At 67.4% G+C, this 14,275-nt stretch carries 14 protein-coding genes; 3 read left to right on the top strand and 11 right to left on the bottom strand.

The window, feature by feature from the left end; translation table 11 throughout:
* Positions 1-58 precede the first annotated feature (58 nt).
* Positions 59-2,137 (top strand): ParB N-terminal domain-containing protein, encoded by a 2,079-nt coding sequence (locus IE207_RS24125; protein WP_229873930.1) that lies wholly within the window; start codon positions 59-61, stop codon positions 2,135-2,137.
* Between the two features lie 311 nt (positions 2,138-2,448).
* On the opposite strand, the gene IE207_RS24120 is transcribed toward IE207_RS24125, so the two are convergent.
* The 10 genes from IE207_RS24120 to IE207_RS24075 form a co-directional block, all read right to left on the bottom strand.
* On the bottom strand, positions 2,449-3,744 hold the full coding sequence (locus IE207_RS24120; RefSeq protein ID WP_190186375.1) for a serine hydrolase domain-containing protein: 1,296 nt from the start codon (positions 3,742-3,744) through the stop codon (positions 2,449-2,451).
* Complete coding sequence (locus tag IE207_RS24115) at positions 3,741-4,652, bottom strand: aKG-HExxH-type peptide beta-hydroxylase (protein WP_190186374.1); 912 nt, start codon at positions 4,650-4,652, stop codon at positions 3,741-3,743. The genes IE207_RS24120 and IE207_RS24115 overlap by 4 nt, the downstream gene beginning before the upstream one ends.
* A gap of 111 nt (positions 4,653-4,763) precedes the next feature.
* Complete coding sequence (locus IE207_RS24110; protein WP_167347301.1) at positions 4,764-4,907, bottom strand: hypothetical protein; 144 nt, start codon at positions 4,905-4,907, stop codon at positions 4,764-4,766.
* 111 nt (positions 4,908-5,018) lie between these two features.
* Positions 5,019-5,885 carry a protein kinase domain-containing protein gene (locus tag IE207_RS24105; protein WP_190186373.1) on the bottom strand — a complete coding sequence of 289 codons (867 nt, stop codon included), beginning with the start codon at positions 5,883-5,885 and terminating at the stop codon, positions 5,019-5,021.
* Positions 5,882-6,529 carry a nucleoside/nucleotide kinase family protein gene (locus IE207_RS24100; protein ID WP_190186372.1) on the bottom strand — a complete coding sequence of 216 codons (648 nt, stop codon included), beginning with the start codon at positions 6,527-6,529 and terminating at the stop codon, positions 5,882-5,884. Before IE207_RS24100 ends, IE207_RS24105 begins: the two co-directional genes overlap by 4 nt.
* 4 nt (positions 6,530-6,533) lie before the next feature.
* On the bottom strand, positions 6,534-7,268 hold the full coding sequence (locus IE207_RS24095) for a hypothetical protein (RefSeq protein WP_190186371.1): 735 nt from the start codon (positions 7,266-7,268) through the stop codon (positions 6,534-6,536).
* Positions 7,265-7,897 (bottom strand): hypothetical protein, encoded by a 633-nt coding sequence (locus tag IE207_RS24090; protein ID WP_190186370.1) that lies wholly within the window; start codon positions 7,895-7,897, stop codon positions 7,265-7,267. The genes IE207_RS24095 and IE207_RS24090 overlap by 4 nt, the downstream gene beginning before the upstream one ends.
* Positions 7,894-9,780: a radical SAM/SPASM domain-containing protein gene (locus IE207_RS24085; protein WP_190186369.1), complete on the bottom strand. Its 1,887-nt coding sequence runs from the start codon at positions 9,778-9,780 to the stop codon at positions 7,894-7,896. Before IE207_RS24085 ends, IE207_RS24090 begins: the two co-directional genes overlap by 4 nt.
* Positions 9,781-9,819: 39 nt before the next feature.
* Positions 9,820-10,254, bottom strand: coding sequence for an NUDIX hydrolase (locus IE207_RS24080; protein ID WP_053678445.1), 435 nt, complete (start codon positions 10,252-10,254; stop codon positions 9,820-9,822).
* A 152-nt stretch (positions 10,255-10,406) separates the two neighbouring features.
* Positions 10,407-11,003, bottom strand: coding sequence for an ATP-binding protein (locus IE207_RS24075; protein ID WP_190186368.1), 597 nt, complete (start codon positions 11,001-11,003; stop codon positions 10,407-10,409).
* A gap of 265 nt (positions 11,004-11,268) precedes the next feature.
* On the opposite strand from IE207_RS24075, the gene IE207_RS24070 reads away from it, so the two are divergent.
* Positions 11,269-12,636 carry an NsdA family TPR-like regulatory protein gene (locus IE207_RS24070; protein ID WP_190186367.1) on the top strand — a complete coding sequence of 456 codons (1,368 nt, stop codon included), beginning with the start codon at positions 11,269-11,271 and terminating at the stop codon, positions 12,634-12,636.
* Positions 12,633-13,472, top strand: coding sequence for an NAD(P)-dependent oxidoreductase (locus IE207_RS24065; protein ID WP_190186366.1), 840 nt, complete (start codon positions 12,633-12,635; stop codon positions 13,470-13,472). Before IE207_RS24070 ends, IE207_RS24065 begins: the two co-directional genes overlap by 4 nt.
* A gap of 257 nt (positions 13,473-13,729) precedes the next feature.
* On the opposite strand, the gene IE207_RS24060 is transcribed toward IE207_RS24065, so the two are convergent.
* Entirely contained in the window at positions 13,730-14,191 is a 462-nt protein-coding gene (locus tag IE207_RS24060) for a hypothetical protein (protein WP_190186365.1), read from the bottom strand.
* Positions 14,192-14,275 lie beyond the last annotated feature (84 nt).

Genomic DNA, 14,275 nt, shown 5'->3' with positions numbered 1-14,275 from the left:
TTACGTGCAGGGCACGTGGGGAAGTTTTGACACTCCTGCGGGGCGAGTCGACTACATCATGACCAAGGCGCGCCTGGGCGGTGACGCAGACACGCCCGAGCGTCAACTGACCAGGAGCCTGGCGCCCGTCCGTGAAGTCATGGACGCCGGCGACCTGGACTTCAACCAGCTCCTCCAACGCGACCTGGATGATCACCGGGTGGCGGTCAACCTGATCCCCTACCTGCTCAAACCTCAGACGACAGGTCCCGCCTTCTTCCCTCCGATCGTTGCCGTTCTGCTGCCCTTCCGCAACAAGCGTCCCACCTCCTTCCCTGAACTTGGCGAGCTTGCATCCATCAACGCTGACGACGCCAGTTGGCAGGAACAGCGTGCTGGCAGCGCTTTCCAGGTCCACCGGCTCCTGGGCTCCGATGGGCAGCCTCATGGCGCCAACGTGGGCAAACTATGGTGGAACCGCTCTGAGTCGAGCCTGGTGGTTCTCGACGGTCAGCACCGTGCGATGGCGCTCCTCGCGATTGAGCGCACTCTGACGAACTCATGGCAGGAAACGTCCGCGGTGAAGTACCGCTCCTTCTATGAGCATCAGGTCAGGCGAGTCCTGGAACGGCATGGTGCTGGTGAGCCCGACCTGTCGAAGGTCGAGGTCCCGGTCACCGTGTGCTGGTTCCCGGGCCAGACCGGGGAAGGATCCCGACCCCACGAAGCGGCTCGCAAGCTGTTCGTCGACGTCAACAAAGAGGCTCGCCCCCCGAGCGAGTCCCGGATCATCCTGCTCTCTGACGCTGAATTGTCGAATGTCCTCACTCGCAGCATGCTCAGTGAGCTGCGCAGTCGGAGCGACGACTCCTACCTTCCCTTGTACGCAGTGGAGTACGACAACCCCGAAGTCAACAGCTACCGGCCCGCACGATGGTCTGTACTCACAAACATCAACTTGCTCAAGATGGCCGTAAATCGCTGCATCTTCGGCCCGTCGAAGTACCTCACCAATGTCGCCCAGGGGATCTCCGGGAAGGAGAGTGACTCACAAAAGGATGACTTTATGAGGGGGCAGCTCGAAGTAGCCACTCTTTTCGAGCGATACTTCGAGGATGGTGGGATCTCCTTCGATCGAGACTCTCTCGGTGACAAGCAGTTTCCCCTCGGCAAGATGGATGCCATCAGCGCAAGGTTCAAAGAAACATGGGGTAGGGCAATTCTGACTCTGCTCTCGAAAACCACGCCGTACGCGGCGCACGCCAGCGCCCTGACCAAACTCAAGGACGACTGGCATGTCGCCGATACCTTTGCGGCCCTTGCCCATGATGCCTTGTTTGGCGGCGTGGGCGTGTTCTGGACTCTGCGGGACAGTCACGATCACTACCTGGAACACAGGGATGCTACGGATCGCCGGCTGCCCAAGTCGGATGTGATCCGAGCCTGGGAAGCACTTAAGGGGAAGGAGGAGGACTTCGATCAGTACCGTGCCCAGGAGTATCTTGCCTCGACTCGCCCTGAGCGCGTCAAGCGTTGCAAGGATGCGTATAGTGTCCTCAACACCCACGCCTGCCAACTCGGCCTTATCATGACCATGGGGTCGCTGTGGGAAATGCGTAAGGTGCAGCCCGGCGGTGTCTCACTCAAGGATCTTCCGGCATTCGCGGAAGCCCTTGTCGAAGCATTGAACGCGTTCTTCCAGGTCGAGCACACCCGGGCACGTGACCGAAAGGCTGCCTTCAATAAAACCGGCATCACGAACCCGATCAACCAGATCGGGAATATGGAGTCGGCGCAGGCTGTCTACTTTCGCTACTTCTGGATGCAGGCCCTGGCGGTTCCCGCGGCATGGTCCCACATTGCTCCGTGGCTTCCGGACCGCGGAGAGTTCGACAAAAAGGTCGGCGAAGCCCGCCGTATGTATTTGGATCTGTGTATCAAGCAGCAGCTCCGGGCCCTTAAGACGAACCAGCCGACGGCGAAGGTGGATGACCTCCGCCCCCTTGCAGAGAATCAAGCAAACTCTGCGCTAAAGAAGGCGCTTAAGGACTGGTTCGCTGTGGCGGACGACGACTTCGATACCTGGTTGAGTCAGCCTGTCCGTCGCAGCAAGCAGGGAGAGCTCGACCTGGACGACGCGGTAGCTGACACAGAGTAGCCGGAACCTTGGCGGCACCGAAGTTCAGCGGAGGCGCGGCTGCGGCTGTAGCCAGAAAGGCTACCCGCGCCTCCGGCTCGAACGCCCGAATCGTGATCGCCTCGTTCGTGACAGCTGATCAAGGACATGCTTCGGCGAGCGGGGCGGCAGTAGGCGCCATCCTTGCCGACGCGGCAGTTGTCGTCAGTTTTCATGAGCGCAGGCTGCCAGCGACCGTAGGAATCACCGTGTGGTCCAGCATTGGGAGCTTCTCAGTTCGACCATCTACCAGGCGGTGAGGCGGGGCTGGGAAGCAGCCTCGCGATGGATGGCTACTGGCGGATGTACGCGAGTCCGGGGGCGCGGTCGAGGTCGAGGGTGAAGCAGTCGACCTGGTTCGTGCTGGAAGATAGCGTGAGGGCGTAGCCGTTGCCAGCGTAGACGCCAGGCCCTGTGAGGGTGAGCTCGTCTCTTGTGCCTCGACGCCACAGGTGGAGGACGCTGTCGCTGCAGGTGAGCCGTAGGCTGCCGGGGGCCTGGTCGCAAGTGAATGTGCCGAGCTCTGTGTGTTGGCTGTAGTCGTCGAGTGTGGACCGGGTCCGTGCGGTAGTGCCCGGGGTTCGCTCCACGACGGCCGCGCGGACGAGGGCCTCCTTTGGGGCCAGCGTCGGTTGCTGGTGGAGGTTCCGGAGGATGGCGGCGGTGACGCGGTCGGCCGAGAGCCCGGCGTTGTTGGACAGGGCGATCACGCGTAGCCCCGGCGCCTCCACGTGGGCAGCCGCGGAGAAGCCTTGTTCGTGACCGTAATGGAAGACGGCATCGCGGCCGGGGCGAGCGTCGGCGTAGAGCCCCGGGCCGTAGAGGTAGGGCTCGTGGTCGCTGGGCTCGTAGTCGACAGCTTCCTGCCAGGGGAGCTGGTGGGGGTGCTGCCAGCGCTGGAGGAGGTGAATGAGCCAGCGGTCGAGGTCGCCGACGGTGGTCCACAGGGTCCCGGGGCCGGGCAGGGTGACCGGCACTTCTGTGTGCCGCCAGCCGTGGTGGGTGGCCTGGTAGGCGAATGCGGCTCCGGGGATGACCTGGCGAGGGTCCGTCTTGAAGTGGGTGGCGTGCATACCGAGCGGACCAAAAACGCGGTGCCGGGCGAGGTCGGGCAGCGTGGTGCGATGGACCGTTTCCAGGATCTCTGCCAGGAGAAGGTAGTTGGTGTTGCTGTAGAGGAAGCGGCCTTCGGGGACGGCGCGCTGGTCCTGGCGGTAGGCGAGGGTTCGCAGGTCGTCGGCCGTGTAGTGGTCGAGGTCCCGAAAGCCGGCGAGAGAGAGCAGGGACTCGGCGTCGCGTATGCCCGACCGGTGGGTGACCAGGTCCGCGACGGTGACATCGCTGATCTTGAGGCGGGGCAGCAGGTCCGCGGCCCGCTGGTCCAGGCGCAGGAGATCATCACGCGCAGCGAGCAGGATCAGGTGGGCGGTGATCTGCTTCGCAACCGAGCCGACGTTGAACGTGGTGTCCGGTCCGATGGCAAGACCGTGTTCGAGGCTGGCCAGGCCGGTGTGGAGAAGAGTGGGCTCTTCGCCTGGCCGATGGACCAGCAGGGACAGGCCAGGCTGCTCGTCGCGGGGCGCGTTCACAGGGCGAGGGCCTGGTGGTGGGCGGCAGCGAGGCGGTGGCGGAGACCGTCGTCGCTGATCAGCTCCAGAGCGTGGATGTGGTCGGTCGCGGTGCTGGCGAGGAGGCTTCGCTGCTGGTCGAGGTAGGCGGTGAAGAACCGGTGCAGGTCTCCCGTGGTGCTGTTTAGCGCGTGGGCAGTGAACAGCATGGTGAGCGGGAACGCCCAGCAGGCGTGGAGGAAGCCGAACGCCGGCCGCATCGTCTGTTTCCACGGGGAGTGGAAGTGCGCGGCGTCGCTGATCTTGCATCCCGTTGCCGCGAGGGCGTCGTTCAGCCAGTTGTGCCCGGCCTCGTGGACCAGGTCGCGGGCCAGGACGATCGGGTTGTCGACGTGGTCCATGAAGACGGTGCCGGGCAGGCGGCTGATGGTCCAGCTGTCTAGTGTCTCGCCGAGGTTCTTCGTCCGCAGCAGGCACAGGACGACGGCGTGCGCGGCGAGCAGGTCACCGAAGCCCGCTCGTGCGGCGCTGGCGTAGGCGTCGGCCGCGAGGTTGCACAGGTGGGGCTGGGCGGGTTCGGTACCAGGGCCCAGGACGTAGTAGGGGGTCTCGGAGATCGCGGATCGGGGCAGGTCGGCGAGTGTGGGCGCGACGACCACGCGGACGCCGACCGCTGTGGGGACGGAGCCCGTGGTGGCACCCGCGTCGGGATGGGCGACGTACCAGTCGAAGGTCGAGGCATCGCCGGCGCGGGCGGCGGCTTCGGCTCCTTCGAGGGCGTGGTGGGCCAGGCAGTAATCGGCCGCCGTACTGGTACTGGACTGAGGCTCCTGGACTCCGGGGCGGATGGCCGCGTGGATTCGCTGCATGCGCTCGTGGTGCAGGCGGTCGATCGGCGGGAGGTCGAAGAGGTCGGCGAGGGTGTGCATGAGGCGGCTCTCCTGTTCGGTGGTGGGCCCGGGGCCGGGCCGCAGGTGCTGGCGGCCCGGCCCCGGGGGTGTTCACCGGCGGCGCTCAGAGCGCCGAGCGGCTACGGGTGTTCAGGCGGTGGTGGTCTCCGCCTCGGCCGCCGGCCAGCCCTCGGCCGAGACGCTGGAGGTGTGGGCGGTGGTACGGACGGTCTCGTCCTCGCCGCGCAGGTCCTCGACGTTGGCGAGGAAGTCGGCGATGCGGTCCTGGTTCATGAGGTGTTCCGCCTTTCGGTCTCGTTGGCTTCGGCTCGTTCCGCTTGCTGTGCTGTGGTGCTGGCTAGGGGGCGGAGATCTCGCCCTGGGCATGACGGCTCCCTCGCGTTGTCAGCGCTGATGTAGGTCGGCCGCGGTGCGGAGCGCGATGCGCAGGTCGTTCATGGCGGGCCGATCGCCCACGACGTCGGACAGCGCGGCGGTCACGACGCCGCGCAGAGGCTCCGGGATGAGGGGCAGCTTCGTGTGACCGGCCAGGCGGGGGATGTCCGCACACAGGTAGCGGTGGACGAGGACGGCGAGGCTGAACACGTCGGCTGCCGGGGTGGCCTCGTGGTAGCCGGTGAGGTACTCCGGCGGCCAGTGGACCTCGGGGCCGCGGTGTTCAGGCCCGCGTGGGGTGGACAGGCGGCGGGCGGCTCCGAGGTCAGTGATCAGGCCCCGGTCCTGGTCGATGAGGATGTTCTCCTGGTAGACGTCGCGGTGGACGATTCCGCGCTGGTGCAGGTTGTCCAAGCCATCGGCGACGTCGGCGAGGATGCTGAGGCCCTTGCCGGTGTCCTTCGACGCGGTCATGAAGGCCCGGAAGTTTCCGCCGTCGCAGTGAGGCATGGTGTACCAGTCGAACCGCTCCGAGCTGCCCTGTTCCAGCAGAGGGACGATGTGATCGGTTCCTCCAGCGGTGGCGGTCAGCTCCGCCTCGTGGCGGAAGTCTTCGCGAGTGAGGGCGCGTTCGGTCTCGGTCATCTGCGCGTACCAGTAGAAGCCGTACGCGGCGAGCTTCTCGCTGGGGTCGAGCTCGGCCAGGACGTGGTTGCTGCCGAAGCCCGCCTTCAGCACGACGTCCTCCTGGCCGGAGCGGCTCGCTCTGACCAAGGTGCTGGCCCGCGTGAACGCGAGGAGATCGCTGATGTGCCAGCCGTCCGTGCGGAGCTGATCAAGGACCCAAGCTGCGGGATGCATCGGGTGCAGGTTCATCGGCTCGCTTCCTTGTTCGGGGGCGTGGGACCGTCGGCCGAGCGGAGGTCCTCCATGCAGGCGTTCACCAGGGCTTCGAGGTCGGCGTGGGTCGTGCAGGGGTGCTTCAGCACGGGCAGGCCGGTGGCCTTCGTCCAGGCGTCGGCGGCCTCGTTGTAGAGGTCGGCCAGCCGAGCGGCGGTCTCGCGCTGTTCGGTGAAGCGGCGCTCTGTCGCACGTCGAGTGATGCGGGCGTGGCAGACGTCGGGCTCGGTGGTCAGCAGAACGGTCAGCTGCGGACGGGCTTGGGCTTGCTCGGCGAGGCGCTCGACGTACGCGTCGACGGGCTGCTGGTGGAGCAGTGCGAGCAGGCAGGCGGTGGAGAGGGTGAGTCGGTCGGCCAGGACCGGGCCCGCGGTGAGGGCGACGGCGATGTTGAAGCGGGAGTGCAGGGTCAGATCCGTGGCGGCGGCCTCGACGGCCTCCTGCTCGTCGCCGCCGAGCCCGGCGCGCAGGCGGATCAGCGTGCGAGTGGCCGGGTGGGAGAGCCAGGAGAACTGGCCGATGTGGCTGAGGGGGATGTCCTCGGCGTGGGCGGTGGCCAAGAGCCGGTCGCGGAGGGTGCTCTTTCCGGCGCCGGCTATGCCTTCCAAGGCCAGGAGCACGCGCTCACCCCGCCGTGGTGGGCTCGGCGATGAGCCAGCTGATGAACTTGGCGACGCGGCCCGAGGTGACCGGCAGGGTTCCGTGCGCGAGCTGGGAGCCGTACAGCAGGGCCGTACCGGGCGCCGGGGCCACGCTCCAGCGGGTTCGGGGCATGTGCTGGAACCAGGCCGCGGAGTTGTCGGCTCCGTCGTGGGCCAGCCACATGCCCTCCGCGTAGCCGTTCGAGGCGGCATCGGGGGCCTTGCCGTTCCAGAGCCGGTTGCTGGAGGCGGTCTCGACGTAGAAGTCGCCTCCGGCGTCGGCCTGGGTGATGACGACGCTGATGCCAGCGATCTGGCGGGGCCAGGCGAGCGGGTCGGGGGCGATACCGTCGAGGTGGCTGGTGATGTGCTGGCCCACGCCGTACTCGACGTACGTCCACGGGCGGCACAGGGTGATCGAGGGCATGACGCGGGAGAGCGCCGGACGGGCGCGTTCGAAGGCGTCACTCAGCAGTTTCTCGGCGGCTTCGGGGATCGAGGGGATTTCGACGCGTCCGGTCGGCTCGTAGACGGCCATGGCCTCTTCGGGGCTGTGACCGGGGATTTCGTGGATGGAGGTACGGCGCTCGTCACCGAAGCGGCTGGTGCCGCCGCTGGTCAGGACGTCGTTCATCAGGTCGGCGAGGTGGGTCCGCTCGGCATCGCTGAGGAAGTTCTCGATGCTTCCGACGCCGACGGTCTCGGCAATGTGGATCACTTCGTGGTTCCCCCTTGCTGGAGCACGCGGTGGATGTCGTTCAGGTCCGTGCAGTGGTTGAGCCAGCTGACGACCGGGCTGCGGGTGGCGGCCAGCGGGTCCTGCCACAGCGCGAGGAGCTCTCCGGTCAACGGCAAGTCGCTGCTGTCGGGCAATAGGCTGGCGTCAGGTGCCTCGGCTTGGGCTAGGCCTCCGCACGAGGCCCCGTGCTGCTGGGTGAAGACGAGCGCGAGACGAGTTGCGGCCGTGGTGCGGCAGGACCGCACGAGGGGGTCCGCGGGCTGCGGCAGGCCGTACGCCCGGTGCTCGGTGACCGTCCATGCCTGGGCGATGGCGGCGCCGGAGGCTGCGACGCGGCAGACCGCGCAGCACCGGTGATCGGAGTCCGGGCAGAGGAGGAGGTGCTCGCCGACGGTGGTCGCGATTTCGTCGAGGACCGCCCAAGCGGTACTGGCCAGCACGGCACCGACCTCTGGCTGCCCGAATCCCTCGGTGTCCTTGTGGTTGCAGCAAGGCTCGCCCGCTCCGGGCTGCTCGCTGGCGACGAGAGCGGGTTCGATGAACAGGGTGTGGAAGTAGGCGATGCGTCCCAGGAGCTGGTGGATGGTGACCGTGTCGCTGGGCTTCACCGCGGCACTCCCTCGGGGGCTTGCGGCAACACCGGCAGCGGGCAGGCGCAAGCGGATTCGGCGTTGGGACGTTCGGCGTCGAGGGCTGCGGCCAACACAGCGGCGGCCTCGTTCAGGCGGGCGAAGTAGCCGTCCCACCCCTGACCGGAGCGGGGGTCCAGGCGCAGGTCGAGGACCGGGGTGGTGGTGCCCGTGTTCTCGCACGTGAGCTCTGAGCGGCCGACGTTGACCTCGATGCCTTCGGGGAGGGGGGCGCTCGCCAAGGCTACGGCCCGGCACAGGGCCGCGGCAGTACGGGCGTACTCCTGGCGGTCGCGCGGGAGGAGCCCGATGCGCAGCCCCGTGGGAACCAGGTCCGCGCCGGTGTACTGGTGGCCCTGGCAGCTGTCGTACGTGACGAGCTCCCAGGCTCGGGTGACCGTGTCGACCAAGGGCCAGACGCCGGGTTCGATGGCCGCCCGCCACATCGGGTGGGCAGGGGTCAGGTCGTCGGCCTCGTGGATGCCGGCGAGGCCCACGGTGTTGATGTTGCCGTGCTCACTGGTTCGGAGCCGCACTTCACCGCAGGCGAGGTCGGGCTTGTCCCAGCGGGCCAGGAAGGCGTTTACGTCGCGCATGCTGTTCGGGGTGCGCGGGCGCCAGCGCAAGCTCTGGCACCAAGCGCCGACGGGATGTGCGGGCTGGGCCAGTAGCGCGGCGATGCCGTCGATCATCCGCATGCGGTAGTCGCAGTACGCGTCGTGATCACCGGCCGGGTCCTGGCGCCAGCGGGTGGCGATGCACCCTCCGCCGCAGGTGGTGCGGTAGTCACAGGTCGTGCACTTGTCCATCAGGGCTTTGCCCTGATCCAGGAGGAGGGAGTCCTGCTGGGCGCGGACGACCTCGTGCTCGTCGGCCGTGGACTCCAGCTGGGTGAGGCGGGCCTGGGGCCAGGGAAGTTCGTCGCAGCTCCCGAGGCGGCCATCGGGGTAGAGGGTGAAGACGTGATCGCACTTGAGGTCGGAGAAGTGGCAGAAGCCTGTCGTCAGACCCCGTAATCGCCGGACCGTGGAGACGGCTGGTTCGAGCTTGATGCGGGCGAAGTGTCCGGCCGTGATCCAGTGAGAGGTGGCGGCAAGGACGAACTGGGCGTACTCGTCGGGATGGATCGCCCAGGCCGGGCCATCGGCTGCGTTCACAGCAGCCTGCTGAAGCACCCGGCTGGCCGACTTGCGCCTGCTCGGCAGGGCCGTGGAGCGGCGGATCGTGGAGTCGAAGCAGGGGACGAAACTGATTGCGTTGACCGAACCGAAGCCGGCGAGGTGGTCCAGCACCTCTTCGGCGCGGTCCAGCACCGCCGGGGTGACCGCGGCGATCACACCGACGCTTCGGCCCCGCTCCGCGAGCAGGTTCAAGGAGGCGGCGACGCGCGGATACACGGGCTTGCCGTCGTAGCCGACACGCCAGGCGTTGCCCTGGGCGTCACCATCGAGGGAGATACCGATTCGGAGGTCCGGGCAGAGGGAGTCGAACATGTCCAGCCAGTCGGCGTCGAGGAGGACGCCGTTGGTCTGCAGGCTGACGCGGACGACCTGCGGCATGCTGGCCAGCTCCGCGAGGATCTCGCCGATGTGCTCCCGCCCCGCCGTCAGGGGCTCGCCGCCGTGGAGTTCGACGGCGAGCTTGCGGCCCTTGAAGATGCTGGCCAGGCGCCTGATCTGGTCGGCCCTGACCCTGGCACCCCCAGGGGCCTCCTTGCGCTTCTCGTAGCAGTAGAGGCAGTCGATGTCGCACGTCTCGCCGCGCGTCTTGACGATGACCGACACCGCGGTGCCAGTGTCATCGGCTTCCAGGCTCCGGTAGAGCCCCTCGATCGTGTGGCGCTGTTCTGTGCTGAGGTTCATCGGCTGCCCCCTCCTATGCTGCCGTGACCGGATGAGTGGCTAGTCGGACAAACGCCCCAGCAGGGCGCCCTGGCCGGACTGGAGAATGTGCGCGGCCTCCAGCGGGATCCAGAAGCACTCGAAGTGAGTCGGCTCCTGCTCGCCGTCGTGGTCCTCCTGGCTCATCCACCGCTCCGGCGTCGGCTCGGTCAGCTCCAGGTGGAAGACGTGCCGGTGCTGGATCTCGAACCGGTACGGGCTGATGTCGTACTCGGTCTCGCCGAGCTTGCGGACGATCTTGAAGTCCGACAGGCCGGTCTCCTCGCGGGCCTCGCGCAGAGCGGCAGCCTCCGGGGTCTCACCGGGGCGGATGCTGCCCGCGGGGACCTGAATGCCGACCTCCTCGTAGGAGTAGTCGGTGTGGCGGAACACCAGAAGGCGCCCGTCGCGCACGACGTAGACGAGGACCTTTTCCTTCGTGACCTTCTCGGGCATAGCGAAAACCTCCACTTGGTACAGGAGCTGATTCGTGGGACCGGCCCAGTGGAGGACCGGGGACGACGTGTCCCGTGGTCGACCGTGATCGGCCGGAGTCCTGGGGAAGCCCATGAGTCTAGGCCCCCAACTGGCTGTCAAATCAGCGTTATTCAGTCGATCAGATGACCCGCGCAGGGCCTGTCGGCTGCCGCGACTGAGGTCCGAAGTCCGGCCCTCGTCCGGGTGTGCGACGACGAGCCGGCTGCCGATGTGCGAACCTTCGTCGCCGCGCGATCAGCCACTTTGCTGGCGCGACCGGAGGGCAGTCGCTGATCGCGTCCGCTGTCCTGATCTGCCCTTTGACCACTCGGGCTGCTGGGCAGGTCGAACTCCGCCCAGCAGCGTTTGCCCGTCGCCGTCAGATCAGCACCGTGCCGGTCGGCGAGTACAGACACGAGATACACACCGCGCCCGGACTCGGCGCTCCAGCTCAAGGCTCCCGGCCGCGGCAGCACCCTCGCCGCGTCGTGCACCTCGACCACGAGTACCGGCCCCTCCTGGCAGACGCTCACCGTGACCGGCCCCGACGGGGTGTGGCGCACGGCGTTGGCGATCAGTTCGCCAGCCGCCAGCTCGATGCCGTCCAGTGCCTCCTCGTCGAGCCGTATGCCCCAGGAACGAATGCCTGCGACGATGCGGTGTCGCGCCTGCTGGGCGCCGGCTGCCGAGTGGGTGACGGTGAACGCGAGCTGGTGGTGCGCTGCCATGAGCGTGCCTCCTGAGCTGCCTGGCTTGCGTAACCACGGCGGAGGATCGGCCTCGCTGGGCCGCTGTCTTGCCGGGGCGAAGACGAAGTGTTCTCGGCGGCTTCTGCCTGAACGAGACCCTGAGCAACGCCGAACGCAGCCCCTTCGTGCCTAACCGATGTCTATTCGCTGTCCACCTGGAATTTCTGGACAACAGATCTGCGATCGAAGGCTGTTGATGTCTAGCGTGGATGCCGGACAAGGACCCCGGCATGTGGGAGCGGCTGTGGAGCCATCAGGACCGACCCTCTTCCAGACCCTCATCAACCAGCGGGGCTGGCAGGACTACCAGGTCTTCAAGCGGCGGTACGAGCAGGCGGCCAAGCAGTTAGCCGAGCTGGAGGGCCCTCCCTCGATCGCGACGGCGACAATCGAGAAGCGGCAGTTCTTCCGGTACGCGCACGGTGAGGTCAGGACGCCGCAGACCGTCGCCCGCCGCGTCCTGGAGTTCATGTTCCCGGGCATCCCGGCCGCTCGACTCCTCGGGCCAACGGAGCCCAAGTCGACTGTCGCGCCGCACCACCCAACGGCTGACGACCGCAATGCAGTGGATCCATCCGAGTACGGCCTTGAAGACGTGGTCATGGCGGCGGCGGATGAGTCGGCGCAGTTCGCGGCCAGGGCAGAGAGCAGCAACGTGGGACCGCACACGCTGGAGCAGCTGGAAGCTGACATCCGCCGCCTCGTCGTTACGTACCCCAACCGGCCCGTCGGGCCCCTGTTCCGTGAGGTACGTGCCCTCCGAGACCGAGCCTTCGAACTCCTCGAAGGACGGCAGCCGCCGCGGTACACCAGCGATCTCTACGTGGGCGCCGGGGTCCTGTGCGGCGTACTGGCCAATGCCAGCTTCGACCTGGGCCGCTACGACGCGGCCGAGACACAGGCCCGCACCGCCTTCCTCTTCGGCGAGCTCGCCGGCCACAACGGACTGCGCTCCTGGGTACGCGGACTCCAGGCACTCATCGCGTACTGGGACGGCCGCCCCGTAGACGCCGTACGCCTCGCCGACTCAGGAAGCGCGTTCATCCCCGAATCCGGCACGGCGCAGATCAGGCTGGAGAGCATCAAGGCACGCGCCTACGGCCAGCTCAACCGGGGCAGCGACGCCCTGGCGGCCCTCAGCGCCGCCGACCGGCTACGTGAGAGTCTCGTCGCAGGCGACGAACTGCCCGGCGGAATGATGGCCTTTCCCGTCGAGAAACAGCTGTTCTACTCCAGCAGTACGCACCTCTGGTTGTCCGGCACCCAGCACCTCAGCGATGCCGAGGCCCGCGCCGACGAAGCGGTGGAGATGTTCCAGTCCGCGCCACCAGAGCAGCAGAGGCTCGGCGAGATGTCCTTGGCCCGCATGGACCTCGCCATGGCGCGGTTGGGCCGAGGCGACATCGACGGAGCCGCGACCCAGATCCACGCCGTCCTGGGGGTGAGCGCCCGACGCCGCACCGAGAGCGTCGACCGCCGGATCGGTCACTTCAGCCGTCAGCTCGCCCTGCACCCCGGGGCCGGATCACCTGTCGCGATCGGCCTTCGGGAGGTGATCATTGCCCATCAGGAACGCATGCCCGCTCAGCTCCCGCCAGGAGGCAGCCAGTGACGACCGTGACCCTCTTGCACCCCGGCGCCATGGGCGCGGCCGTCGCCGCCCAGACCGTCGCGGCAGGCCACGAGGTGCTGTGGGTGCCCGAAGGCCGCAGCGACGCCACCCGCCGACGCGCGGAGGACGCCGGAGCCACCGCGTGTGACTCGCTCGACGAGGCTCTGGCGCGCAGCGAGATCGTCCTGTCGATCTGCCCACCCCAGGCTGCCGAAGACGTAGCGGCCACGGTCGCCGCCCACGCCTTCGCCGGGGTGTACGTGGACGCCAACGCGATCAACCCCCAGCGCATGCAGTGCATCGCGGAGGAGATCAGACCGGGTGCCATGGTTCTCGACGGTGCGATCTTCGGCCCCCCGCCCGGTGGTCAGAGGGCGGCTCGCCTCTACCTCGCTGGCGAAGCCCAGGCGGTGGACACGGTGGAGCCCGTGTTCAAGGACACCGCGTTGCACATCCGCCGCGCACGCGGCAGCGTTGGCTCCGCCTCCGCACTGAAGATGGCGTTCGCCAGCTACCAGAAGGCCGCCCGAACCCTCGCTGGTGTGGCCCACGCGCTGGCCGACGCCCATGGCGTCGGCGACGAGCTCACGGCCGAAGCACAGGTGATGGCGGCCAACATCCTCTCCGACCCCGGATACCTGCCCAGCGTGGCTGCACGTGCCTGGCGTTGGGTCCCCGAGATGGAGGACATCGCCGAGACGCTCCGCGCGGCCGGGTTGCCTGCGGATATGGCCGAGGCTGCGGTGGCGGTCATGTCGCGCTGGGAAGGAGACAAGGACCAGTACAACCTGAAGCTCGCTGACGTGCTGGCCCACCTGCAGAGCCGGGGCGATTGAGCGGCAAGCCGGCCCTCACCTGGGAAAGCTCAGCAGTGACCCGTCGCCGCTGCAACGGCATCAGGCTCATTGGCTCGACGTGGCGCGGAAGGAGCCGAGCCTTGGGCCGCTTGCTCAAGGCTTGGAGGGCTGAGGGGTCAGGGCGGTGCAGAAATCCGAGGCGGTCTCGCCGGGCCTGCGGCAGTGGATGGTGACGCACCGGCTTGGATCGTGTCAGGGAGGTCCCCGACGCTGGTGGGTCCGGAGCGGGATCCCGGTCACAACAACTTGAGGGGGCCATCCGGGAGCCAGCCTTCGAGGTACCCGGTGATCAGTAGAACCACCCCCTCAGGGTAGATTTCCCGGCGCCGCTGGCGGATTTGGCTCATCGTCCACAGCGCATGGTTACTAGCTATGTGTCGTACGGCTGAGGACTCTGCATCGGTGACCCGCACGATGAACACGCGGGAGGCAGTCACTCTGTCGAAGTCCCATGGCTCTTCCCGTCGTGACTGATGCACCCCGTATAGGGCCGAGAATCGTGGATTGCGCACCCCGAAGCGCTGCGTCAGATACCGGGTGGCCTGCCCGAGGTAGTCGGCCCCCTTGTCCAGTCGGACCTGCGGCACCGTCCAGCCCCGGCAGCATGCCCCGCATAGAAGCAGCCGGCGCTGGTCGTCAAGGAGCAGCAGAAACGCCCGTCGGTCGAACCGGGGCCACGGCACGTAGACCTCGTTCATGACCACACTCTCGACCCCTGCTATTTGAATAGCAAGAAGGTGGGGCCGAATCACCCCGAATGGCGCAGCTTTGGTGAGGTTGGG

Origin of the sequence: Streptomyces cirratus, assembly GCF_014650775.1 — a bacterium.
Classification (GTDB): Bacteria; Actinomycetota; Actinomycetes; order Streptomycetales; family Streptomycetaceae; genus Streptomyces; species Streptomyces cirratus.
Note: the sequence above shows the minus strand (reverse complement) of the source record. Positions and strands in the feature narration are given on the sequence as shown.

Excerpts from the sequence above, each read along its gene's own strand:
- IE207_RS24125 (WP_229873930.1), top strand. The coding sequence starts at position 59 with ATGACCAAGGCGCGCCTGGGCGGTGACGCAGACACGCCCGAGCGTCAA.
- IE207_RS24115 (WP_190186374.1), bottom strand. The coding sequence starts at position 4,652 with ATGCACACCCTCGCCGACCTCTTCGACCTCCCGCCGATCGACCGCCTG.
- IE207_RS24110 (WP_167347301.1), bottom strand. The coding sequence starts at position 4,907 with ATGAACCAGGACCGCATCGCCGACTTCCTCGCCAACGTCGAGGACCTG.
- IE207_RS24105 (WP_190186373.1), bottom strand. The coding sequence starts at position 5,885 with ATGAACCTGCACCCGATGCATCCCGCAGCTTGGGTCCTTGATCAGCTC.
- IE207_RS24085 (WP_190186369.1), bottom strand. The coding sequence starts at position 9,780 with ATGAACCTCAGCACAGAACAGCGCCACACGATCGAGGGGCTCTACCGG.
- IE207_RS24080 (WP_053678445.1), bottom strand. The coding sequence starts at position 10,254 with ATGCCCGAGAAGGTCACGAAGGAAAAGGTCCTCGTCTACGTCGTGCGC.
- IE207_RS24075 (WP_190186368.1), bottom strand. The coding sequence starts at position 11,003 with ATGGCAGCGCACCACCAGCTCGCGTTCACCGTCACCCACTCGGCAGCC.
- IE207_RS24060 (WP_190186365.1), bottom strand. The coding sequence starts at position 14,191 with ATGAACGAGGTCTACGTGCCGTGGCCCCGGTTCGACCGACGGGCGTTT.